The sequence below is a fragment of the Pseudomonas sp. MF7453 genome (assembly GCF_016405455.1).
In the GTDB taxonomy this organism is placed as follows: domain Bacteria; phylum Pseudomonadota; class Gammaproteobacteria; order Pseudomonadales; family Pseudomonadaceae; genus Aquipseudomonas; species Aquipseudomonas paralactis.
On the sequence record NZ_JAEKCN010000015.1, the window covers coordinates 88,005 to 110,311 of the forward strand.

Genomic DNA, 22,307 nt, shown 5'->3' on the forward strand with positions numbered 1-22,307 from the left:
CTCCTACAGGTGCTTGCGTTCATCCCCCATCCCCCTGAAGCTATGCCCATTCAGGAGCCCCCGCATGAACCTCGAACACCTCACCGAACGCCTGCACCGCATCCGCGATACCAACGATTGGAAGCAGTTCCACAGCCCGAAAAACCTGGCCATGGCTGCCAGTGTCGAAATGGCCGAGCTGGTGGAAATCTTCCAGTGGCTGACTGAGGACCAATCCCGCCAGCTTCCCGCCGATCAACTTGCCCATGCGGGCCAGGAAGTCGGGGATATCGTGTTGTACCTGCTGTTGCTGTGCAGTGAACTGGGCCTGGACATGAACGAAGTGGTACGTGCCAAGCTGGCCGACAGCGAGCGGCGGTTTGCCCATGAGTGATCGTCATTTCGACCAGTTGGCCACGCGCTTTGCCGAGAAAATCTACGGCGGTGCCAAGGGCGCGATTCGTCTGGCTGTACTTCAGGCCGACTTGCTTGAAGCACTGCCCGATCGCCCATTGCGCGTGCTGGATATCGGCGCGGGCCTGGGGCATATGTCGCTGTGGCTGGCCGAGCGCGGGCACCAGGTGACCCTGGCCGAGCCTGCTGAGCCCATGCTCGACGGCGCGCGCCAACGTTTTGCCGATGCCGGCCAAACGGCGACGTTTATCCATGCACCATGGCAAGACTTGCTCGGCCAGCTCACCGAGCCTTACGATCTGGTGCTGTGCCACGCGGTGTTGGAGTGGCTGGCCGAACCCCATGCCATCCTGCCGGTGCTGCATCAGTTGACGGCGCCCGGCGGCTGGTTGTCCCTGGCGTTCTACAACCGCGATGCGTTGATTTACCGCAACCTGCTCAAAGGCCACTTTCGCAAAATGCGCAAGAACGACATGGCCGGTGAAAAGCAGAGCCTCACGCCGCAGCAACCGCTCGACCCTCGGGAATTGGCGGCGCAACTCGAAGGGTTATGGCAGGTCGAAAGCCAAAGTGGGGTGCGGGTGTTCCACGACTACATGCCGGTGGAGTTCCAGGCCCGCGCCGATTTGCAGGACTTGTTGGAGATGGAGCTCGCTCACCGTCGTCACCCAAGCTTTGCCGGGCTTGGGCGTTATTTGCACTGGATCTGCCGTCCGGTTTAAGCGGCCCAGTTTGCGGAGGTCGAAATGCGTCGTCTCGGTTTAATCCTGTTATCTCTGGCGCTGGGGGCATGCTCCAGCCCCAACCCTTACGTCGCCGCTTCAGCGCCGATGCCGCCGGCTCCGGCGCAGGCGGCCACGACCTTTGATGCCAGCGCCTATCCGGCACCGGTACGCGACTATGGCGCCTATCGCAGTTGGGGCTGGCTCAATGGCCAGTTGCCGACGGGTACGGCCTGGGCCGATTCGGCGCAGATTGCCGAGGCGGTCAGCGGCGCCCTTGACCAGCGCGGCCTGCGCCCCTTGCATGACAAGCGCGTGCCCGACTTGCTGGTAAGCGCCGATGTGCGCCTGGAAAAGCGCTTGCGTCAGGTCCAGGATGATTACGGGTATGGCTACGGTGGCTACAACCGGTATGGCAACGGTTATGGGATGTACAACACCGTGCCGGTGGTGCGCACCTATGAAGTGACGGTGGCGGTGGCGCGCATCAGCCTGTTCGACGCCCGCACTCGCCAGCCGGTGTGGAGCACCAGCGCAGAAACCACCAGCCAGGGCAGTCTGAGTGAGCGGGCCGACAGCTTGCGCAAGGCGATGCAAAAGGCAATGGCTGCCTATCCGCCCAGTTAGCAGCTATTCTCATTTCAGGCTCAAGTCGTTTTTTGGAGAACATCATGTTCGGTCGCATCGCTGCACTTGCTGTTGTTGTGTTGCTGGGCGGTTGCCAGAGCAACCAGGTCAACCACGATTTCGACGCCAGCCGCGACTTTGGCGCCTACCGCAATTGGGCCTGGAAAGACCCGGCGTTGCAGTACCGCCCCGATGACCCGCGGATCAAGAGCGACCTCACCGAGCAGCGTATCCGCCAGGCCGTGGGTGAGCAGCTCGACCAACGCGGCCTGCGTCCGGCAGCGGCGGGTACCAGGGCCGACCTGAATGTACAGGCGTACCTGATCGTCGAAGACCGTCAGCAACAGGTCACCACCAACTATGGCGGCGCCTGGGGCGGCCCGTGGAATGGTTATTGGGGCGCGCCGATGTACAACGAAACGCGCAACATCACCTACAAAGTCGCGACCATCCAGATCGACCTGCTCGACGGCAAGGACGGCAAACTGGTGTGGCGCGGCAGCGACGAGCAAATGATGGCCAGCACGCCTAACCCCGAGGACCGCAACAAGGCCATCCGCAGCACCGTGACCAAGATTCTCTCCAACTACCCGCCGCGCTGATTATCTTCTGTAGGAGCGAGCTTGCTCGCGAAAAACGTCAACGATAACGCGTGCTTCCTGAATCAACGCGGCGCCTGTGAGTTTTTTGCGAGCAAGCTCGCTCCTACAGGATTAGGGCACCTCCGCCAGTCGCCAATGTGGCGAGTTGCCAGCAACCTGTCGAAGCCTTGTCTACACTCCAGTGCAACCCCGGTGAGTTAGCGCAGGAGTGCTTCGATGTCTCCCCGATTCGGTTCCAGGCAGCGTGGGGCAATTGGCTTGATGGCGGCAGGCACTTTGGCCTTGGCCTTGGTGTTTACGTTGCTGGCGGTCGACAGCGGGCGCTTGTATTTGGAGAAGCGCAAGCTGCAGTCCGTCGCCGACACCTCGGCGCTGGAAGCGGCCGGCCTCGGTGGGCAGTGCGGCACTAATACCACGGCCAACGCCTATGCCACGCAAAACGCGGCGCGCAATGGTTTTGTGGTCGGCAATGGCCGCACCCTGGCCGTGACCTGCGGCACCCTGGCCACCAACGCCCTGAACACCCGCGTATTTACCGCCGATGCTACCAAGAGCGATGCGATCCGCGTGGTGGCTTCGCGCACGGTGATGACCAGCATCGCCAATGGTCTGTGGAACCTCTTCAGCGGCGCGCCGATCGCCCCGCAAATCAACCTGAGCGCCACTGCTGTCGCCGCGACGCCGCCTCCGGTAGCGCAGCTGTCGATCCGCAGCAGCCTGGCCAGTGTGGATTCGAGCAAGTCCCCACTGCTTAATCTGGTCATCGGCAACCTGCTCGGTGGCAACCTGGCGCTCACCGCTGCGGGATGGAACGGCTTGCTGCAAACCAACGTCAACCTGCTCAGTTACCTGGACCAGTTGGCGATCAACTTGGACGTGAAGGCGGGGGACTACGATGCCTTGCTCAATACAGCTGTCTCCGCGACCCAGTTGATCGATGCCGCGGTCAAGGTCTTGCAGAAAAACGGCGCAGCGGTCACGTCGGTGATCAATGATGTGATTGCGATTCAAGCGATTGCGCCCAATGCCAAGCTGTTGACGGTAGGGGACTTGATCGACATCGCCACCGGCACGCCGACAGCAGCGCTGAACAGCAATGTGCAGTTGTTTCAGTTGCTGGAAGCGGTGGCGCAGTTGTCCAGTAGCAAGAGTGCGGTGAGCGCGGCGGCGCAGATTGCTCTTCCTCTGGTGGGTAATGTGTCGATCCAGACCAAAGTCATTGAGCCGCCGCAGTTGTCGGCGATTGGCAATCCGGCATTGGCGAAGAAGGGCTTGTTGAATACCCCGCCGACCGATCAGATATTTGTGCGCACTGCGCAAGTGCGCACGTTGGTGTCTATTCAACTGCCCGTGTTAAATGGCATCAGTGGGCTGACGTCTGCGGTTTCCGCCATCACGACTCCGGTGACAGGTGTCGTAAATAACTTGCTGCATTTGAATTTGGTGAGCCTTCTGGACCCATTGTTATGCCTGATTTTAAAGCCTTGTGATCATACCGATGTTCAGTTGTTGAGCGGTCTGGATATAAATATCGAGGTCGCCAGCGCAACAAGTTACGTCAAGGATTTCAATTGTGCGAGTAACGCGACTAAGTCCTTGACTGTGCAGGTTGAGACAGCGGTTGCAGATGTTTCGGTAGGGAAAGTGGACCCGGCACAGGCTTTTTCTTCTGCCGCGAAAGCTCAAGTGAATCCAGTAGCGCTTGTTGATATCGGCGTACAGACATGCAAAGGGATATTCGGCTGTGGCCCACGTAAGCCAGGCGTGGGGGGGAGCTTATTGTTGTCAGTCGAACATGCGAAGGTTGGAGGAGGAGCGCACACCTTAGTATTTTCTCCTGTCAACGACATGAATCAGGCACCTACCTATATTTCCGCTCCACCTTCTACAGATGTGGTCAAAAGCCTAGTCAACACATTGGGGGCGGTCCAGGTGAGTTACGTTCCCCCACCCGGGAGTACTCCGAGCGGAATACTGCCGGTAGTTTCGGGGTTGCTTACCACTATTACCAACACGCTGGTAGCGGCGATCAAGAATGTATTGTCGCCGGTACTCGACCCGATTGTAGATACCCTGTTGAGCGCTCTGGGTATCAACCTGGGCAACGCCGAAGTTGGGGCCAACCTGACCTGCCATATGGGCCGGGCTTATCTTGTGATTTAGCTTGAGCCCCATAATTTAACTGACGGCCTGCGATCCAACTGTGGGAGGGGCGGTGCGACGATTCGACTTGCTCCCGATGGCGGCCTGAGAGCCGACCAGGATGTTGGACTTTGATCGAGTACATATCCGTTGTTTGGGTTACGGCTGCTATTGGTTCCGCTTTTACAGCGGGTCACTTTCGAAAAGCGCGAAAGTAACCAAAGCGCTCTTGCCCCACCACTCGGCACCTCGCTTAGGCTCGGTGTGCCCGTAATCCGCCATGGATTTGGGGGGCCGCCGCCACGCGCCATCCATGGCGCGGGGCGGCTAAACCGGCATCCCTGCCGGTTTACCCCCCAAATCCATGGCGAATTCCGGCCAGCGTGGTTTGACGGGGCGCCTGAGATCAAGATCAAAAGCAGAGCAACAGCAGAGCAAGAGCAAAAGCAAGAGCGGCTCGCTTCGCATCGTGGTTACGGGGGGTTAGGCCTGCACGATGGGCAATTCAACGCAAAACTTCGCCCCGGCCTCGCCATTGGTGACGCTCAGGCGTCCGCCCATGTTTTCTACGATGCCATAGCTCACCGACAATCCCAGTCCGGTGCCTACGCCGATTGGTTTGGTGGTAAAGAATGGCTCGAAAATCCGTTCCAGTAAGCGCGGGTCGATGCCGCCTGCGTTGTCTTCGACCCAGATGCGTACATGTTGGCGGTCATGCTCGCTGTGCAGGGCAATCCAGGGGCGCAGGGCAGGGTCTTTTTCTCGTTGGTTGAGCAATGCGTCGCGGGCGTTGACCATCAGGTTGATCAGTACCTGTTCCAACTGATCGGCATAGCCTTTGACCTGCACGGCGAAGTCCGCCGGTGCGATGCGCACGTCTACACCTTTGCCACGCAAGCCTTCGCTGAGCAATGCCAGGGTGCCTTCCAGGGCTTGCGCCGGGTCGAAGGGTTGCTGCTCGATTTCCGAGCGGCGGCCGAACACCCGCATGTGGTCAACCACCCGGGCTGCGCGTTGCACCTGGGCGTCGATGCGCTGGAGTTTTTCGGTGAGGTAGTCGATTTGCACATCGCCATTACTCAGGCGCTTGAGCACGTTGACGACGGCCATATGCATCACGTTCAGCGGCTGGTTGATCTCGTGCGCCAGGCCGGTGGCCATTTCGCCGAGGGTGGCCATTTTGGCGCTTTGGGTCAGTTGTTGCTGGGAGCGGCGCACTTCGGTGTTGTCGCGGCCCACGGCCTGTACTTCTATCAAAGTGCCCTGCTGATCAAACACGCCACGGTCCGACCACACCCACCAGGCATGTTCGCGGCCGGGCAGTTGCAGGCTGATTTCGGCGGTGCTGACCGGGAATTCTGGGGTCAGTCGTGCAATGCGTTGCACAAATGAGGCGCGTTGTTCATCCGACAGCCATTGGCCAAGGTCGACGCCCGGCAATTGGGCGGGCAGGCATTCCAGGTAGTTGGCCAGCGGCGTGTTGCCGAAGGTCAGAATCAGGTCGGGGCGGTAGCGGCAGATCATTGCCGGCGAGTCTTCCACCAGGATGCGGTAGCGCTCTTCACTCTGGCGCACTTGCTCGGCCGCCAGGGTCGCTTCGGTCACGTCCAGCCACAGGCCCACGGCTTCCACCGGCAGGCCGAGGTCGTCGCGCAACAGCTTGGCTTCATCGAGCAGCCAGTGGTAATGGCCTTGTTTGTCGCGCAGCCGGTAGCGGCTGCGCACGGTGCCTTCGCGCAGCAATTGGCGGGTACGCTCAAAGTAGAGTTCGCGGTCGTCGGGGTGAATCAGCGTCGCCAGGGTGTCGTGGTTGCACTCGGCCAAGGTCCAGCCCAGCAGCGGTAACAGGCTGGCACTGAAGAACGCCGGATGCAGCGCGCCGTTGACGTAACGCTGTACATAGATCACCGCCGGTGAGCTGGCAATCAGGTTGTCCAGGCGGGCATGGGCGGCGGCGGCTTGCAGTTGCTGGTTCTTGATGTCGCTGATGTCGAGCATGAAGCCGATCCAGCGCCGTTCACTGCCAACGCCCAGCACTTGGCCCTGTATGCGATACCAGAGCGGCGCCTGCTCGGCCTGCGTGCGTTGCAGGCGTACGCTGGCCAGCAAGGGCTTGCCCAGGGCTTGCAGGTCTTGCAGGCGGCTGCTGAGGGCTTGGCGGTCGGCGGGGTGGATCAATTCAAGCCAGGTGTCGAGGGCCTGGCGGGTGGGGCCGTCCTCCTGGCTCAGGTTGCGCAGCAATTGTGGCGCCAACTGGATCTCCTGGGTGGCGGGCAACAGTTCCCACCATCCGGTGCCGAGCAGGCCCTGCAAGGCTTCCAGCCGTTCCAGTTGTTGGTGGTGGCGCTGTTCACGCAGGCGGCTCAACAGTGGCGCGGCGAGTGCCGCGCACAGGGTGAGCCAGTCACGTTCGCGGGTGTGTTCCACCTGGCCGTCGTAGCCGCCACACAACAGCCAGGCCGCCACGCCGTGGCTGTCGCGGTACGGCACCAGCAAACCGCCGACGTTGCCGAAGATGCCGTGCAGGCGCGGGTTTTCGCTGCGGCCCAGGGCAATGTCCAGGTTCAGCGGCATGTTGCCGTTCAGACTGTCGAGGCTGGTGCCCAGGTGCTGCCCGGTTTGCCACAGGGCCGGTGCATCGTGGGCGGCGTATTGGCTGTAGATGCGCCAGCCCTGATCGTCCTCGTCGAGCAGCGCCATGGCCACGCAAGGTATGCGCCAGCGCTGGGCCACGCTGCGCAGGTGCTCGTTGAATACCTGAGGCAGGCGGCTGAGGCTGCACACGCGCAGTTGTTCGCTCATCAGGCTGGCGAGTTGATGGTTCTGCTCGCGCTGTTGCATCCGTGCCCGGTCGGCCAGCAGGTCGGTGATATCCAGCAGGCGCAGGGACCAGCCGTCACCTTCGGGCTCAAGCCAGCCGCGGGTGTGCAGGATTTGGTCGGCGGCGCCCTGGAAGTCCAGGTCCAGCCCCTGTCGCTGCCATTGGTGCGGCGCCCCTTCCACACTCAGCACGCTGCTCGGGCACAGCAACGTGTGCAACGGTGTGTTGGGCGTATTGGCCACACGTTGGTCGAGCAGAGGCCGCAAACTACCGGCAATGCTTAGCACCTGGCCCAGGTTGTCCAGTTGCAATTGCAGGCCCGGCGCAGGCATTGCCGGCGCGTCGAGGGCCAGGGCGCTGCTGCGCCCGCGCAGGCGTGCGAACAATTTATCCCCGGTCGTCAAAACTGAAGGCTCGAGGTGGCGGTCAGGTTGGTGGGCAGGTTCGGAACGGTGCCGACCCCAGGCAATACCAGGGCCGGCAATACCGCTTTGATGTTGGCGGATGGATAAGTGATTTTCACCGTCAGCAAGTTATTGGTGTAGGTGGCGGTGATGTAGCCGGGCAAAAACTTTAAAGAACCGGGGATCCAGTTCAACTGCGCCTGGGCTGCATCTTTGGCGCGCTGCACAACCAGGGCCGAATAGCCTGCGGTACCTGGGTCCAGTGACACACTGCGGCGCACGCCCTCTGCCGCTGCCTGGTGGAACGACTGCATCAACAGCAGCGGCAAGCTGTAGCTGAGCAGGCCGTAGAACACCGCAAAGAAGATCACGAAGACCAAGGCAAACTCGATCGCCGCCGCACCTTTTTGCTTTCTCGGGAGGCCTGATTTCATGACTGCGTCTACCCTGAGGCGAATACCTGATATCAGCATAGAATCATTCGGCAAAAAGGGATGTTTTTTACGTGATCCAGAATGTAGTGATGTTGCTGTGGTTGGGGCTGTGCGCCGTACAGGATATGCGTCAGCGGCAAATTGCCAATACGCTGACCCTGGGCGTCGGATTACTGGCGTTGATCTACCTGCTTTGGGCCGGCTCGACGTGGCTCGGTGCTACGCGCAGTGACGGCGGCATGGCTCTGTTGCTGGCGCTGGCCTTGACCCTGCCGGGCTATGCACTGGGCCGCTTCGGCGCCGGGGATGTGAAGTTGTTGGCAGCCCTTGGCCTGGCCTCCAGTACCGAGTATTTGCTGGGGTCGCTGATCGGCGCTGGCATCGCCATGGTGGCCTGGACACTTATGCATCAATGGCTTAGCTCAAGCCATGTTGAAGGGGAGGCGCAAGTGTCAACAAAACAGCCTTTTGCACCCTTTGTTTTGACAGGTTTTGCTGCCAGCTGGTTTTGGATCCATTAGTCGTTCGAGTGGATTAATGCTATGTACATAGTCAGAAAGTACGTCTACGTTTAATGAGTGGTTGTGGGATTTTTCGTCAGAAAGGATAGGTCAACCTTTGGCTTGCCAGGCATGGAGTAGCGCGTGAACAAGCTTACATCAGCAATAAAAGTGCTCGTGGTCGACGATCAACCGTTAATCGTAGAGGAGCTCTGTGAATTTCTTGAAAGCAGCGGGTACCGTTGTGTCCCGTGCGAATCCAGCAAGCAGGCGATCCAGCGTTTCAGCGACGACCCTCTGATCGGCCTGGTGCTGTGTGATCTGCATATGCCGGACATGGACGGCATCGAACTGGTTCAGGCGTTGCAACGCGTCGCCGGCAAGCATCGTGCATTCGAAGCCATCATGCTCACCGGTCGCGCCGACAAGCAGGACGTGATCAAGGCCCTGCGTGCGGGGATCGCCGATTACTACCAGAAGCCAATCAATCTGGATGAATTGCTCGAAGGCCTCAAGCGCCAGGAAGCGGCATTGGAGGAGCGGCAAAAGGACCTGCAACTGGGCACGCTTAACCAGAAATTGCAGTACCTGTCCGAATCCATCAACGACTTGTATATGGACCTGGACAAGGTGCGGCGTAACCCGGCGCCCAAGGACAACGACGGCGAGGCGATGGCCGACGAAGCCGGGCCGGTGGAGATCCCGGCGATCTTCAATCAGTTGTCTCCGCGCCAGTTGGACGTGGCGCGCCTGGTCGGCAAGGGGCAGACCAACTACCAGATTGCCTGTGAACTGGGGATCACCGAAAACACGGTCAAGCTGTACGTGTCCCAGGTGCTGCGCCTGACCCATATGCACAACCGTACCCAGTTGGCGTTGGCGTTATCACCGAGTAACTCGGCGATGCGTCAGCGGGTGACCGCGCACTAGCACCGCCCCACTGTAGGAGCGAGCTTGCTCGCTCCTACAGTGGTTATTTGCCGCCCTGCGCAGTGCCGCCTATCTTCTGATCAAAGAACTCCGGAATCGGGTGCTTGTTGCTGTCCAGCCAGCGCTTCAGCGCCTGCTCGCGTTCTGCCGGTGTGGTCTTTTGCGGGTTGGCCGAGGCTGCACGCCCGCTCAGTTGCAGGGCCATCCAGTTTTCTGTTTCCGCCTGCTGCGGCGAAGAAGGCCCGGCTTCGATGGCCGATGCCGCATAAGGCAGGGCCAGCAGTGCAAGGCCGGCGAGGTAATGGAATTTCATCATCGACTCCCTATTTCACAGACGCCGGCAGCGTGTCGCTGACGGCCGCTACCTGGTCTTTGGATGGACGTGCCGCACTCGCCCCCTTGATGCGTTGCGCGCGGGCTTGGGCTTGGGTCACTTGTTCGGGGCTCAGCCCGAGTTGGCCGACCACTTTGGCGGCCTGTTCCCAGTTGTCCTGGTAAATCAGCAAGGTCACCAGGTTCACCGCCGCCAGTTGATCGCTCTGCTTGAGCTCGATGGCGGTCATGAATTCAAAGCGTGCGTCTTCCAGGCGCAGTTGATCGAGGTACACCACACCCAGGTCATTGCGGATTTTTTCGTCGGTGGGCGCCAGGCGTGCTGCACGTTGCAGGTGGGCCATGGCCTGGCCGTTGTCGCCTTTGGCCGACGCCAGTTGCCCCAGGCCGTGCTCGCCATCGGCGGCCAGGCAGGTGCCGAGCAAACTGCGGTACAACGGCTCGGCCTCGGTGCGGCCGAGCAAACGATAGGCGCGGGCCTGGCGCTGGCGCACCTGGGGCAGGGTACTGGGCAGGTTTTGCAGGTTGGCCAGGCTGGCGTGCAGCTTGCCCTCGTTGGCCATGTCATCGGCCAGGTTCAGGGACAGCTCCTGGTCCGAGCTGGGTTTGGGGCAACTGCCGGGCGCCAGCAACCCGGCCCACGGAGCCTGACCATTACTGGCGCAGCCGCCCAGCATCAGCACGCTTAGGGCGACAATCAATGGCTTCATAACAGACTCCTCAGAAGTTATTCAGGGCGCGGGAGATGGCGATCATGGCCGGGCCCCCGAGCACAATCAGCAAGGCTGGAAACAGGAACACCATCATCACCACGGACATCTTCGCCGACATTTTCGAGATGTATTCCTGCAGGCGGGTCAGGCGTCGGTCATCGAGCAATTGCTTGAGCGCCAGCAGCGACTTCATCGCGCCACCGCCCTGGTGGATCAATTGCTGGAGAATGATGCAGGTGTCGGTGAACTCGTCCACCGCCAACAGGCGTGCGGTCTTGCCCAGTTCTTCGGACAGTTCAAGGCCCGAGTCGACCCGCGCCAGGATCAGGCGCAGTTCGTGGGTCAGGTCTGGGAGCAGACGCTGTGCTTCGGTGCTCAGCACCCGCAGCGATTGCTCAACCGCCATGCCTGATTCGAACAGGATGCGCAGCAGCGGAATGAACGTGGAAATTTCCCGAGCAATGCGCTCCTGGCGATATTTGGCGCTGAGGGCCAGGACGCGCTTGGGCACCAGGTAACCGACCCCCAGGGCAACCGCCGGCGCGATCCATGGCGAGCCGGCATGGGGAAACAGCAGTTGCTGGCCCAGTAGGGTCACGCCCAGCAGCACGATCGGCACGCCAACCTGGCAGGCGGCAAACATGGAGCGCTGGTTGGCCTTGCGCCAGCCGACACGGTTGAGCAGGGTCTGTGTTTCGTTGTCCAGGCTGACCGAGCGCTGGGCCACCTGGCTTGCGCCCAGTTGGCGCATCAGGCTGCCGAGTTTGTCTTCGCGGCTCAGTTGGCCTTGCAGGCGCTGGCTGACCATACGCTGGCGGCGCCGTTGCTCCAGCAGGTTGCCGGCGATCAAGGCGACGGCGGCGAGCAACAGCAGAATGCTGATCAAAATCGCCATTTCAAATACTCCGCAACATGCGCCACATGACAAAGGTGCCCGTGATGTCGAGTGCCACCGCGGCCAACAATAAATAGCGCCCGGTGCCGTCATTCCACATGCTCATCAGATAGCCCGGGTTGACCATCAGGAAGTAACCCACCATGACGATCGGCAAGCCGGCCAACACGTAGGCGGTCATGCGGGTTTCACCGGTCATGGCCTTGAGTTGACGGGCGCCCTGTTCACGCTCGCGAATCATCTTGATCAGGTTTTCCAGCAGCTCGCTGGCGTTGCCGCCGTAGCGGTGGTTGACCTTCAAACCCAGGGCAAACAGGCGGAACTCATCGCGTTCATAGAACTCGGCAAAGTCACTGACGGATTCGGGCAGGCTTACGCCCATCTGCACGTTGCGCTGGATGCGGCTCATGGCCTGCTTGAGCGGTGCCTCGGTGCTGTCGATAGCGCCCAGCACGGCATCGGCCAGGGTGCGGCCGGACTTGAGGCTGCGCACGCTGTGGTCCAGCAGTTGCGGCAATTGTTCGATCATGCGCTGCACCCGCCGTTGGTAGCGCCAAGCGATATACGCACGCAGCAGCAGCGACGGCATGATCAGCATGACGAGCAGGCCCAGCCCGTCGGCCAGCAGGTAGCCGAGCAACATGGCTACCACCCAGCCGCTGAGCCACAAGCCCAGGCGATCGGTGGGTTTGCCCAGGCCGGCGCGCTGAAACATGCGCTCCAGTGCGATCCAGCTGCCGTTGGGTTCCTGAAGCAACGGCTGGCCATCGGCGAGACGCTCCAGCACGCGGTCGGTGCCGGCCTGACGTAACCCACGCTGGAACAGCCAGATAGACAGGCTGACCAGCAGGACGCAGACGAGCAGCAAGATAAGTCCGGTCATGGTGCCCTCTACAACGGCAATGCCGATTCACGCCGCAGCTTGTCGCCGGCCGGGTTGAGCGCCTCGCGCAGGAAGCCAAAACCGGTACGGCGGTCCAGGCGAAACAGGGTGTTGGTGACGTATACGTCGTCGCGCACACCCACCACTTCCACCACCTCGCTGACGCACCGGCGGCCATCGGGCAGGCGCGTGAGCTGGATTACCACATCCAGCGCCGCACAGATCATTTGCCGCAGGGTTTTTTCCGCCACCACGCGACCGGTCAGGCCCACCAGGGTTTCCAGGCGCAGTAGCGCGTCCTGGGCATTGTTGGCGTGCACGGTACTCATGGAACCGTCGTGACCGGTGTTCATGGCAGTCATCACGTCGAGCACTTCGACGCCGCGAATCTCGCCAAGGATGATGCGGTCGGGGCGCATCCGCAGGGCGTTGCGGATCAGGTCGCTGGCCTTGACCTCGCCATGCCCTTCGGCATTGGGCGGCCGCGTTTCCAGGCGCACCACATGGGGGTGGCCCAGTTGCAGTTCGGCCACATCTTCGATGGTGACCAGGCGCTCATGGGGGTTGATCAGTTGGCTGAGGATATTGAGCAGCGTGGTCTTGCCGGTACCGGTGCCGCCACTGATAAGGATATTGCAGCGCTTGCCCACCGCCTCCTGGAAAAATTCGAAGATGCTGTGGTCAATGGTCTGCATCGCCACCAGGTCGCTGCTTTTGAGCATGTCCTTGCGAAACTTTCGGATCGACAGGCAGGGGCCATCCAGGGCAATTGGCGGGATGATCGCGTTGACCCGGCTGCCGTCGGGCAGACGCGCATCGACCATCGGCGAGGATTCATCCAGGCGCCGCCCGAGTGGCGCGAGGATACGCTGCATGACGCGTTCCACATGGTGCGCATCGATAAAGCGCAGGTCGCTCTGGTGCAGCACGCCGTCGCGCTCGATAAACACCCGGTGTGGGCCGTTGACCAGGATCTCGGTCACCGACACGTCGCGCAGCAGCACCTCCAGTGGGCCGAAGCCGGTCAGCTCATCGACGATTTCTTCGGCCAGGCGCTCCATCTCATAACGCGAGATCGCCAGGTGCATGCGGGTGATGTATTCGGCCACTTTGTCGATGACAAATTGCGCCAGGGATTGGCGCGAGCCTTCGAGCAGATTCTGTCCGGACTCTTCGATCGCGTCGATGATATAGCGGTGCAGCACCAGTTTCAGGCCGTCGTGATCGTTGTGTGTGGTCGCACTGCGAGTCGGTGCGCCGAAGAGTTTTTCGCCGTTCATCGACCGGGCCCCAGCAGGCGCTCGAACCAACGCGTCGAGGGTTTGGCAATGCCCTCGGAGCGTTTTGCCAGGCGCTCGCCCAACTGGCGCAAGGCTTGGGTCAAGGCTTCGCGTGGCGCCAGGGTGAACAGGCTTTGCCCCTGGTTCTTGGCATTCAGGCGCACTTCGGGGCTCAGGGGCAACACGGCGATGCACTCAAGGCCAAAGCTTTTTTCCAGGGCTTCGGTGCCGGGGGCGCAGCCTTTGATATAGCGGTCGATAAGCAGCTTGGCGTGGTCAAGTTTCATGCCTTTTTCGCGCCACAGGTTCAGCACCGCGAGGTTACGGCGGCAGTCGAGCACGCCCTGGTCGGTGCACCACAACAGCTTGTCGCAGTGGCTGACAAAGGTGCGCAACGCTTCGCTGTCGGCCTGGCCGGTGAGGTTCACCACAATGTGTTGGAAGTGCTGGCGCAGGGCGCTGAGCAGCATGTACAGCTCGGCGGCGCTGGTCACTTCCAGGGGTTCGTCGCTATTGGCATAGGCCAGGATCCGCAAGCCATCGTCGGTGCTGGTGAACGCGCTGTTGATCAGCGTAGTGTCGAGGCGGCGCAGGTGGCGCAGGGCGTCGCCGAAATTGAACGTACTCTCCAGCCCCAGCAGCGCCAGGCTGTCACCCTTGGGCAGGCCGAGGTCGAGCAGCAGGGTTTGTTGACCGCTCTTTTGCACCACCATCGCCAGGTGGCTGGCGAGCAGGGCGCCATCGGTGTTGCCTTGGGCACCATAGAGCACGGTCAGGCCACCAAGGTGGGCATTGGGCGCGGTGGGCGGCAGGCGTTTGCTCAGGCGCCGCACCAGCCCGGCCACTTCGCTGGAGCGTGAACCGTAGGCGACAAAATCCCTGGCGCCGGCGCGCATGGCGTTGAGTACCAACTGGTTGTCCATGCCATCGCCGAGGGCGACCACGGCCAGCATTGGCTTGGCTTCCAGTGCGCCTTCGATCAAGGCGCTCTGGGCCACCAGGTGCTCGCGGTCCAGGCCCACGAACACCAGGTTGGAGAAGGTCACATCCACCAACGCCAGCAGTTCGTCAAGGCTGCCGCCGCCCACGCTGATCACTTGACCCAGGGGCGCCAGCGCACCCTGGAGCCATTCCAGATCGGTGCTGTTGCGGGTGATTGCCAGGAAGGTCTGGCTCAGGCTATCGCTCATTGGGAAAGTCCACTGCGACGGTCGAAATTGCCGTTTTCCAGGAAGAACAGGCGGAACCAGTTCGGGTCATAGTTGCGCAGTTTTTCGCCGGGCAAGGAGGGCAGTTGCGCATTGGCCGCCAAGGGGCGAACGAGGTGCGGGGTGACGATCATCAGCAGCTCTTTTTCTTCGCTCTGGATATTGGAGTCGCGGAAAAACGCGCCAAGAATCGGGATATCGCCCAGGCCCGGAAGCTTGGCGATGGTGGAGCGGTTGGTACTGCTGATCAGGCCGCTGATCACGAAGCTTTCGCCGTCGGCCAACGACACGCTGGTGTCGGTACGTCGCACGGTCAGGGCCGGCACCTGAATGCCTTCGATGCGGATCGCATTGTTGTAATCCAGCTCGCTCACTTCAGGCGCGACTTTCAGGGCGATGCGGTTGTGGTCGATGACCGTGGGTGTGAGGGTCAGGCGAATGCCGAACTCCTTGTACTCGATGGTGATGGTATCGCTGCCGGCGCTGGGCACCGGGATCGGCACTTCGCCACCGGCCAGGAAGGTCGCGCTCTGGCCGCTCATGGCCACCAGGCTCGGGCGCGCCAGGGTGTAGGCAAAGCCGCTGCTTTCCAGCGCGTTGATCAATGCCTTGACTCGCCCACCGCCAAAACCGATGTTGAAGCTGTCAGCGCTCACCGGCAATTTGAACACGCTCTCGGCTGGAGACAGCAGGTCAGGGCTGCCGAGAAAGAAGTTTTTGCCCATGCCGAGGATCTTGGTGCTGGCTTCCTTGAGCTTGGTGCGGCTGACTTCGACGAAGCGAATGTCGGTCTGCACCTGGCTGGGCAGTGTCGGGTCTTCGGAGGGCGACAGGGATTGGCTGGTCAGCGCCGAAGTGGCCTTGCCCTTGACGAACACCATGCTCTGGCGCGGTGTGGTCGAACAGCTCGTCCACACCATCAGGCTGGTGGCGCCCGTGCCGACGCCGGTCAGCAGAAAATTGCGCTCGCCATTGACGCGCACGTCGGCAATTTTCGGGTCACCAATGGCCAGGCGCGTGATCGCCACCGGAGAGTGCAGTTCGGTTTGCAAACCCTCGCCCACCTCAACCACAGCGGGCAGTTGGCCCAGGGCGTTGCAGTTACCCGGTGCTGCCATCGCCATGCCCACGGGCAAGCACGGCAGCATCAAGGCCAAGGCCAAGGCCAATTGAGCGTAGCGTTGGCTCATTCAAGGCATCCTTGTTCAATCAGGGGGTTTGGGGTGCTGATGCTGCGCCGCGAATCACTTCGATGCCGCGACGCTGGCCGGTGTCGGCAACCGTGGGGGCGATTTTCTTCGGCGGTCCGCTGAGGGCTAATTGAGTGAATTGGTAGAGGTCGCGGTTGGCGCTTTGTACCTTGTCCGGGGTGTCGCTTTCGCCGGCCCAGTAACGGCTGAGCAGTTGCTCGTCGGCGCTGCGCACGGCCAGGCGCAAGGTGCCTGCCTGGGAGGCGAGCATCAGCCGGCTCAGCAGCGCTTCGGGCACTGCCAACACAACACTGCGCGCGGCGGTACGGCGCTGCGCCGCCTGGGCGCGCTCTTCGGCCGTGGCCGGTGGCGGCACTGCGGGTTGACCGTCGTTGGCCAGGCCCAGTTGATCGCCGACGCTGAGCAAGCGAATTGCCGGGATGACCACCTGTGCCGACTGCTCGGCATTGGCGTTGTCCTGGCGCAGGAACAGCAATACGTCCACGTAATCGCCGGGGCTTAACTGGCCGCCGGCACCGATGACTTCATCCACAGCCACGGCCAGAGCGCGTTCATGGGCGCGGATCATACGGGCCAGGGGGCCACCGGCGGTGAAACTCTCTTCGTTCAGCCAGGTGCCGGCACTCAGGGCGCGCAAAGGCGTGCGGCCGATGGCCTGGTCGAGGCTGGTCAGACTGCCGGCCGGTACGGTACGCAGTTTTTCCACGGCAACATCGGCGGCTGTGAGCGCAACGAAAGGCGGCACCGCATTTACCAGCACCACCACCGGCTGGCGGGTCTGGTCTTCGACGGCAGCGACGGTTTTTTCAACAGAAATGACAGGGTTCTGCGATGGAGCCGCTACCGGTACGGGAGGGCGGCTAAGCACCAGGCCCCAATACCCTGCAATCAAGGCTCCAACAAGCAGCAAACCCGCCAGGACCATGCTGATGCGACTGTTCATGACGGCTCTCCCTATCCTGTTGCACGGCTTTTATCCCGTCACTTCAAACGAGTTAAATTCGCAACTTGGCTGTGATGAACAACTAACGATTTGGCTATTTGAAGGTAGCTCAGCTAGGACGAAATGCCATTACCGAACGCAAAATTTATCTGAAGTTCAAGCGCACCCCTGTAAATACAGGTTTTACGGCGTGTCTAAGGCGACTAATACTTTGTGATTAATGCGTTCTTACAGTTGTGAGTGTTAAAAATGTTGACAATGCTCTAGTGGCACACGGCAATCATTGTGCGGGCCAGCTGTAGCGGCGCTTTTTGGCGCATGAAGGAGAAGGCGTATGATCCTTGACCTGTTCTTGAAGTTTTACATTCATGCCCAGTTATTTCTGCGTCGCAGAGACGGGGCGTCGGCCATTGAGTATGTGATTATCGTGGCGCTAGTTGCGTTGGCTATCATCACGTTCGGCACTGAGATTGGAGATAAGATAAAAGGCGTGTTCCAAAAAGTGTCTGATGGGCTGCCGGCTGCGGCATAACGATAATTGCTGAAGGTTGTTGTTCTGGTGATTCTTTAATCAGGTACTGCCCATGAGCCACCCCTCGTCATCCCGCCAGAAAATCCTGTTGGTGGACGACGAGGAGGATGCGCTGATCGAGTTGGCCGAATCCCTCGAGAACGAGGGATTCGTCTGCTATACCGCCACATCCGTCACTTTCGCGCTGCAAGAATTGACACTTAATCCCGATATCGCCCTGGTGATCACCGACCTGCGTATGCCCGAGGAAAGCGGCATTTCCTTGATTAAGCGCCTGCGCGAACACACCTCACGCTCGCATTTGCCTGTGATCGTGATGTCCGGTCATGCCGAGATGGATGATGTCAGCGATATGTTGCGCTTGCAGGTGCTGGATCTGTTTCGCAAGCCGATCTATCTGGTGCGTTTGATTGATACGCTGGATAGTTTGTTTCCCCGCTCGAAGCCCTCTTGATCGATGGATCCAATGCGAGTGTTGCCTGACAGCTGACAGGTATTGAGCTGATTAGGTTTTGTAGGAGCGAGCTTGCTCGCGAAAAACTCATAGGCGCCGCGTTCATTCAGGAAGCCCGCGTTATCGTTGAGGTTTTTCGCGAGCAAGCTCGCTCCTACAGAGGGCGATGTACGCTTAACTGACTGACATTAGGGCTTGCCCCCGATGAGCTCTACACAACTGGTAGCAGCCAGCAGTAACCACGATGCGAAGCGAGCCGCTCTTGTTGTTGATCTGCTTTTGATCTTGATCTTAAGCGCCCCGTCAAACCACGCTGGCCGGAATTCGCCATGGATTTGGGGGGTAAACCGGCAGGGATGCCGGTTTAGCCGCCCCGCGCCATGGATGGCGCGTGGCGGCGGCCCCCCAAATCCATGGCGGATTACGGGCACACCGAGCCTAAGCGAGGTGCCGAGTGGTGGGGCAAGAGCGTTTTGCTTACTTTTTTGCTTTTCAAAAGTGAGCCGCCGTAAGGGCGGAACCCATAGCAGCCGTTACCGCAGCAATGGATATGTACCCGGTCTGATTCAACAAATGGTCAACGCATCAACCTCTTCAGAGCTGATAACTGAAACTCAGCGTATACCGCGGCCGTCGATTAAAGCTGTCCAGCGCCACATCCGACATCGGCTTGGCCGCTTCCAGAGCGATGTTGTAGTACTTGTTATCGCCAAAGCGTAACCCCACCGCCGCCGAGGACATGTCGTTGGATTTAACCGGCAGGTCGTTGAACCAGGTCTTGGCGCGGTCGAGCACTACGTAGGGTTGCAAGACCTTCACCCAGTTGCCTGCGCGGTTGAAGCTGTAGTTGACCTCGTACGCCACGCCCCAGCCCTTGTCGCCCGACCCCTGGTCGTCAGGGTAGCCACGCCCGAAATTTTGCCCGCCGAAGGTGGCACGTTCGCTGTCGGGCAGTGTGTTGTTACTCCAGTACAACGCACCTGAAAGCACGCCTTGCCAGTTATCGAAGAACTTGTCGCTTTGCACGCCGGAGAGGCGCAGGCGGAAAAAATCGAGGTCCGGTTTTGCCACGTCCAGGTCACTGCGCGCCTTGGCGCCTAAACCGTCGATGCCTCGGTACAGGCCGCCGCTGATGATGCGTAACCGGCGTGCGTCGGCCTTGCGCCAATCACCTTCAAAAGCGAGGGCGCGCAGGTTGGATTCGATGTCGAAACTCAGCGGGTAGCCCACCAGCTTGTAACGGGTGGTCTGGTCCACCCCGTACAGGCGTGTGCCCAGGGTCAATGATTCGCTGGGGGAGGCAATAAACGGGTGGCTCAGACCGATGGAGTAGCGATCGATCGACTGGTGCGGCTTGAGCTCGAAACCGCCGTCCAGTTGCACGCGGCTGTTGGGATCGGCGCGGTAACGCTCGGCGGCGAGTGCCAGTTGGGTACCCTCGGCATTGATGAACTGGTTGTAATCCACCCGGTAGTAATGCTCCTTGTCCTCGCCGGGCGGGAACAGGCCGCTGACGGTCAACTGTTCGCCCATGAACGTTTGCGAGTTGCTGGTGGCGCTGAGCAAGGCTTGCGTACCGCCACGGCTTTTTTGCACCAGGCTCATGCTGGTGGTGAAAGGTTTGCGGCTGGCCTGGATCTGCATGTGCGTGGCGCCGTCGGTGGTGCCGGGCGGCGGTACCTGGGCTTGTACGGTCAGGCCGGGAATACGGCTCATCAGCGTGGTGTAGCGCTCGAAGGTCTTGCGCGTCAGCGGGCGTTCGGCCAACAGCTTTTGCGCCAGCTTGTCGACGTAGGCCGACACCGAGCCGATGTCGCCGGTTTGCTGGTAGTCCTTGATGTAGCCCTCCACCAGGACGACGCGGACCAGGCCGTTTTCGAAATTCTGCTGCGGCAGGAACGCGTAGGACAGCAGGTAACCGTCTTCCTGGTAGCGGCGAGTGATGCCACGGGTTGCTTCGATCAATTGCGCGAGGTTGGTCTCCCGGCCAATCAGCGGTGCATAAACCTGGGCTGTCTCGGTGAGCGGGTAGACGGTGCCGCCTTCGATTTGCAGCTTGCGGATAGTGACCTTGGTGTCCATCAACAGGGGTTGCCCGGCAGTCGGTGGCGCTTCAGGCACTTGGGTTTGCGGCGTGGTCGGGCGATAGGCATCGGCGGGCAGGTTGGGGGTCGGCAAGGTGCGGACGGTGTCGTTGCTGTTCAAAAAGCTGGGAAGGGGCTCGGCCTGGGCGTAAGCGCTGAGGGTTAGCATTAACAACGGCGTTAATACGCGCATAGGACACTCCATGGTCAACTGCAGCAGCGCTTCGGGCCCGCCGGGTTCTGGGACTCGGTTCGGGAGGGCGGCGGTTCATTACAAGGCGTCGCCCATAAAAAAGACGAGAGACTTATTTAGGGTCTCTCGTCTCAACCAAGCGTAGGCGCTGTAGGGGAGGCCGTCTAATCGGCCAGGTGCAATTCTATTTTTTAGCTCCCAGGCCGCCGAGTAGACCCCCCAGGCCAGTTGCTGGCGCTGTACTTGCACCGCCGGTAGTCGCGCCGCCTGTTACACCACCGAGCAAGCCGCCCAGACCGGTGCCGGTAGTCGCGCCAGTACCGCCGGTGACCAGGGTGCCGCCAGAATGGACGGTGCCACCCACGGTCGCGAGAACATTAGCGACTGCGCCGACGACTGGGTTAGGGCTGGCTGCGTTAACAGTGCTGCCTACGGACGCGACGACTTCACCGACTTTCAGCAGTGCACCATTGACGGGGTCGCCCAGACCGGTAGTGGCACCAATGGATTGAGTCAAGCCTGCGACGGGTGTCGTCACCGGATTAAGGGCTGCGCCGACATTGGTGGTCAAACCTGCGATAGGCGAAGTTGTCGCGGTGTTGGCGAGGCCTGTGCCGCCAGTCAAAGAGCCCACGGATGCGACAGTAGCGCCGACCGAAGCGACGGTCATGCCGACAGTGCCCACAACGTTGGTGGTATTGCCAGCGAGCAGGCCGTTACCCACGTTGGCGATGGCACCACCGACGGTTTCCGGCAAACCTGCCACGGGGCTTCCCGAAAGCGCACCACCGATCCCGCTACCGCCACTGGTTGCACCGGCTGGCGCGACGTAGCCACCCGCAGTATTCGCCACATTGCCTACGCCGGCCAGTACGCCGCCGACCGCCGCTGTGACAGGGTTGCCACCACCGGCGCCGGCTACTTGGCCGCCCAGGCTGGTGACAGTGCTACCGACTTTATCGAGCACACCATTCAATGGGGTGCCCAGGCCGGTAGTGGTACCGATTTTTCCGGTTACACCTTCAACCATCGAGATGACGGGTACCAGGACTTTGCTTCCGACAGTACCCGTAAGGCCACTCAACTGGCCGCTGGTGCTTTCAGTGGTCAAGGTGTTGCCAATCATGGTGACGGTATTGCCGACAGTGCCCACCAAGTTACCCGCCAGTGGCGCTACTGTGGTGCCTACCACTGGGACAGCACCCAACAGCGTCGTCACGTTCTGGCCGGTAGTGGAAACACCGGTACCCAGGTTGGCAACGCCAGTCCCGACCCCGGCGACAGTGGTGCCGAGGGAGTTGGTATTGGTGCCCAGTGAGCCCAAACCGTTGGTCACGCCGGTACCGATGCTGGTCACAGCAGTACCCGCCGAGGTCACCAGGCCGCCTGCGGTGCCGCCGACGATAGGTACACCGTTGAGGGTGGAGCCGAGGTTACCAACCGCTGTGCCGACATTGCCCACGGTAGTGCCGAGGGTACCGGCGATCTGGCCGGTGACCAGCGGGGTGGTTGTCGAGCCAGTACCACCGCCGGTACCGCCAGTGCCGCCGCCAGTCCCGCCGGTGCCGCCACCAGTCCCGCCGGTGCCGCCACCAGTCCCGCCGGTGCCGCCGCCAGTCCCGCCGGTACCGCCACCAGTCCCGCCGGTGCCGCCGCCAGTCCCGCCGGTGCCGCCGCCAGTCCCGCCGGTGCCGCCGCCAGTTCCGCCAGTGCCGCCATCAGTGCCGCCGGTGCCGCCACCTGTGCCGCCAGTGCCACCATCAGTCCCGCCGGTGCCACCGCCAGTTCCACCGCCCGTGCCGCCGTCACCGCCACCTGTACCCGCACCTGCGCCAGCATCCGGCGAGGACTCTGCCACGCTGGATTTATGCCCGCCACCACCGCTGCTGCAACCGCCGAGGCTCATCGCCAGAATCAGGGCCAACGCAGTACTTGCCTTCCAAAACACGACTTGAGTTTTCATGATTGAGTTCCTTGCACCTGGTACAACCTGGGTTGTTTCA

21 protein-coding genes are annotated in these 22,307 nt (G+C 61.1%); 9 read left to right on the plus strand and 12 right to left on the minus strand.

Annotated features, from left to right (window positions below; all coding sequences use genetic code 11):
• The first annotated feature begins 64 nt into the window (after positions 1-64).
• From JFT63_RS22505 to JFT63_RS22525, 5 genes are all read left to right on the plus strand, one after another.
• Complete coding sequence (locus JFT63_RS22505; RefSeq protein ID WP_057702663.1) at positions 65-373, plus strand: MazG-like family protein; 309 nt, start codon at positions 65-67, stop codon at positions 371-373.
• Positions 366-1,115, plus strand: coding sequence for a methyltransferase domain-containing protein (locus JFT63_RS22510; protein ID WP_186561854.1), 750 nt, complete (start codon positions 366-368; stop codon positions 1,113-1,115). Before JFT63_RS22505 ends, JFT63_RS22510 begins: the two co-directional genes overlap by 8 nt.
• Before the next feature lie 24 nt (positions 1,116-1,139).
• On the plus strand, positions 1,140-1,742 hold the full coding sequence (locus tag JFT63_RS22515) for a DUF4136 domain-containing protein (RefSeq protein WP_198844807.1): 603 nt from the start codon (positions 1,140-1,142) through the stop codon (positions 1,740-1,742).
• 44 nt (positions 1,743-1,786) lie between these two features.
• A complete protein-coding gene (locus tag JFT63_RS22520) occupies positions 1,787-2,344 on the plus strand; it encodes a DUF4136 domain-containing protein (RefSeq protein WP_198844808.1) in 558 nt (185 codons plus the stop codon).
• Positions 2,345-2,560: 216 nt separating this feature from the next.
• Positions 2,561-4,507: a pilus assembly protein TadG-related protein gene (locus JFT63_RS22525; RefSeq protein ID WP_198844809.1), complete on the plus strand. Its 1,947-nt coding sequence runs from the start codon at positions 2,561-2,563 to the stop codon at positions 4,505-4,507.
• Between the two features lie 462 nt (positions 4,508-4,969).
• Here the strand turns inward: JFT63_RS22525 and JFT63_RS22530 are convergent, their stop codons facing one another.
• Together JFT63_RS22530 and JFT63_RS22535 are read right to left on the minus strand one after the other, a co-directional pair.
• Positions 4,970-7,711 carry a PAS domain-containing sensor histidine kinase gene (locus tag JFT63_RS22530; protein WP_198844810.1) on the minus strand — a complete coding sequence of 914 codons (2,742 nt, stop codon included), beginning with the start codon at positions 7,709-7,711 and terminating at the stop codon, positions 4,970-4,972.
• The gene (locus tag JFT63_RS22535) at positions 7,708-8,145 is read right to left on the minus strand and encodes a TadE family protein (protein ID WP_057702669.1); all 438 of its coding nucleotides are present in this window, start codon (positions 8,143-8,145) and stop codon (positions 7,708-7,710) included. The genes JFT63_RS22530 and JFT63_RS22535 overlap by 4 nt, the downstream gene beginning before the upstream one ends.
• A gap of 71 nt (positions 8,146-8,216) precedes the next feature.
• Here JFT63_RS22535 and JFT63_RS22540 point away from each other — a divergent pair, with 71 nt between their 5' ends.
• Together JFT63_RS22540 and JFT63_RS22545 are read left to right on the plus strand one after the other, a co-directional pair.
• A complete protein-coding gene (locus tag JFT63_RS22540) occupies positions 8,217-8,666 on the plus strand; it encodes a prepilin peptidase (protein ID WP_057702670.1) in 450 nt (149 codons plus the stop codon).
• Positions 8,667-8,789: 123 nt separating this feature from the next.
• Positions 8,790-9,575, plus strand: coding sequence for a response regulator transcription factor (locus tag JFT63_RS22545; RefSeq protein ID WP_057702671.1), 786 nt, complete (start codon positions 8,790-8,792; stop codon positions 9,573-9,575).
• Positions 9,576-9,618: 43 nt separating this feature from the next.
• Here JFT63_RS22545 and JFT63_RS22550 read toward each other — a convergent pair whose 3' ends face one another.
• The 8 genes from JFT63_RS22550 to cpaB are packed head-to-tail and all read right to left on the minus strand — an operon-like array spanning position 9,619 to position 17,041.
• Complete coding sequence (locus tag JFT63_RS22550) at positions 9,619-9,888, minus strand: DUF3613 domain-containing protein (RefSeq protein ID WP_198844811.1); 270 nt, start codon at positions 9,886-9,888, stop codon at positions 9,619-9,621.
• Positions 9,889-9,898: 10 nt separating this feature from the next.
• Positions 9,899-10,618: a tetratricopeptide repeat protein gene (locus tag JFT63_RS22555; RefSeq protein ID WP_198844812.1), complete on the minus strand. Its 720-nt coding sequence runs from the start codon at positions 10,616-10,618 to the stop codon at positions 9,899-9,901.
• 10 nt (positions 10,619-10,628) lie between these two features.
• A complete protein-coding gene (locus JFT63_RS22560; protein WP_057702674.1) occupies positions 10,629-11,516 on the minus strand; it encodes a type II secretion system F family protein in 888 nt (295 codons plus the stop codon).
• 1 nt (position 11,517) lies between these two features.
• The gene (locus JFT63_RS22565) at positions 11,518-12,399 is read right to left on the minus strand and encodes a type II secretion system F family protein (RefSeq protein ID WP_198844813.1); all 882 of its coding nucleotides are present in this window, start codon (positions 12,397-12,399) and stop codon (positions 11,518-11,520) included.
• Between the two features lie 8 nt (positions 12,400-12,407).
• A complete protein-coding gene (locus JFT63_RS22570; protein ID WP_057702676.1) occupies positions 12,408-13,679 on the minus strand; it encodes a CpaF family protein in 1,272 nt (423 codons plus the stop codon).
• Positions 13,676-14,869, minus strand: a complete 1,194-nt coding sequence (locus tag JFT63_RS22575) for an AAA family ATPase (RefSeq protein WP_198844814.1) — start codon at positions 14,867-14,869, stop codon at positions 13,676-13,678. Before JFT63_RS22575 ends, JFT63_RS22570 begins: the two co-directional genes overlap by 4 nt.
• Positions 14,866-16,077 carry a type II and III secretion system protein family protein gene (locus JFT63_RS22580; protein WP_198707459.1) on the minus strand — a complete coding sequence of 404 codons (1,212 nt, stop codon included), beginning with the start codon at positions 16,075-16,077 and terminating at the stop codon, positions 14,866-14,868. Before JFT63_RS22580 ends, JFT63_RS22575 begins: the two co-directional genes overlap by 4 nt.
• A 19-nt stretch (positions 16,078-16,096) precedes the next feature.
• Positions 16,097-17,041: a Flp pilus assembly protein CpaB gene (gene cpaB, locus JFT63_RS22585; RefSeq protein WP_057702679.1), complete on the minus strand. Its 945-nt coding sequence runs from the start codon at positions 17,039-17,041 to the stop codon at positions 16,097-16,099.
• Positions 17,042-17,375: 334 nt separating this feature from the next.
• Between cpaB and JFT63_RS22590 the strand changes: the two genes are divergently transcribed.
• On the plus strand, positions 17,376-17,573 hold the full coding sequence (locus JFT63_RS22590) for a Flp family type IVb pilin (protein ID WP_198707460.1): 198 nt from the start codon (positions 17,376-17,378) through the stop codon (positions 17,571-17,573).
• Positions 17,574-17,625: 52 nt separating this feature from the next.
• Positions 17,626-18,027, plus strand: coding sequence for a response regulator (locus JFT63_RS22595; RefSeq protein ID WP_057702681.1), 402 nt, complete (start codon positions 17,626-17,628; stop codon positions 18,025-18,027).
• 594 nt (positions 18,028-18,621) lie between these two features.
• On the opposite strand, the gene JFT63_RS22600 is transcribed toward JFT63_RS22595, so the two are convergent.
• On the minus strand, positions 18,622-20,304 hold the full coding sequence (locus JFT63_RS22600; RefSeq protein ID WP_198844815.1) for a ShlB/FhaC/HecB family hemolysin secretion/activation protein: 1,683 nt from the start codon (positions 20,302-20,304) through the stop codon (positions 18,622-18,624).
• 184 nt (positions 20,305-20,488) lie between these two features.
• Positions 20,489-22,267, minus strand: a complete 1,779-nt coding sequence (locus JFT63_RS22605) for a collagen-like triple helix repeat-containing protein (protein ID WP_198844816.1) — start codon at positions 22,265-22,267, stop codon at positions 20,489-20,491.
• Positions 22,268-22,307 lie beyond the last annotated feature (40 nt).

Bases quoted from the DNA above. Each gene is read 5' to 3' on its own strand.
- JFT63_RS22505 (WP_057702663.1), top strand. From the start codon at position 65: ATGAACCTCGAACACCTCACCGAACGCCTGCACCGCATCCGCGATACC.
- JFT63_RS22510 (WP_186561854.1), top strand. From the start codon at position 366: ATGAGTGATCGTCATTTCGACCAGTTGGCCACGCGCTTTGCCGAGAAA.
- JFT63_RS22515 (WP_198844807.1), top strand. From the start codon at position 1,140: ATGCGTCGTCTCGGTTTAATCCTGTTATCTCTGGCGCTGGGGGCATGC.
- JFT63_RS22520 (WP_198844808.1), top strand. From the start codon at position 1,787: ATGTTCGGTCGCATCGCTGCACTTGCTGTTGTTGTGTTGCTGGGCGGT.
- JFT63_RS22525 (WP_198844809.1), top strand. From the start codon at position 2,561: ATGTCTCCCCGATTCGGTTCCAGGCAGCGTGGGGCAATTGGCTTGATG.
- JFT63_RS22535 (WP_057702669.1), bottom strand. From the start codon at position 8,145: ATGAAATCAGGCCTCCCGAGAAAGCAAAAAGGTGCGGCGGCGATCGAG.
- JFT63_RS22550 (WP_198844811.1), bottom strand. From the start codon at position 9,888: ATGAAATTCCATTACCTCGCCGGCCTTGCACTGCTGGCCCTGCCTTAT.
- JFT63_RS22555 (WP_198844812.1), bottom strand. From the start codon at position 10,618: ATGAAGCCATTGATTGTCGCCCTAAGCGTGCTGATGCTGGGCGGCTGC.
- JFT63_RS22560 (WP_057702674.1), bottom strand. From the start codon at position 11,516: ATGGCGATTTTGATCAGCATTCTGCTGTTGCTCGCCGCCGTCGCCTTG.
- JFT63_RS22565 (WP_198844813.1), bottom strand. From the start codon at position 12,399: ATGACCGGACTTATCTTGCTGCTCGTCTGCGTCCTGCTGGTCAGCCTG.
- JFT63_RS22570 (WP_057702676.1), bottom strand. From the start codon at position 13,679: ATGAACGGCGAAAAACTCTTCGGCGCACCGACTCGCAGTGCGACCACA.
- JFT63_RS22575 (WP_198844814.1), bottom strand. From the start codon at position 14,869: ATGAGCGATAGCCTGAGCCAGACCTTCCTGGCAATCACCCGCAACAGC.
- JFT63_RS22580 (WP_198707459.1), bottom strand. From the start codon at position 16,077: ATGAGCCAACGCTACGCTCAATTGGCCTTGGCCTTGGCCTTGATGCTG.
- cpaB (WP_057702679.1), bottom strand. From the start codon at position 17,041: ATGAACAGTCGCATCAGCATGGTCCTGGCGGGTTTGCTGCTTGTTGGA.
- JFT63_RS22590 (WP_198707460.1), top strand. From the start codon at position 17,376: ATGATCCTTGACCTGTTCTTGAAGTTTTACATTCATGCCCAGTTATTT.
- JFT63_RS22595 (WP_057702681.1), top strand. From the start codon at position 17,626: ATGAGCCACCCCTCGTCATCCCGCCAGAAAATCCTGTTGGTGGACGAC.
- JFT63_RS22600 (WP_198844815.1), bottom strand. From the start codon at position 20,304: ATGCGCGTATTAACGCCGTTGTTAATGCTAACCCTCAGCGCTTACGCC.
- JFT63_RS22605 (WP_198844816.1), bottom strand. From the start codon at position 22,267: ATGAAAACTCAAGTCGTGTTTTGGAAGGCAAGTACTGCGTTGGCCCTG.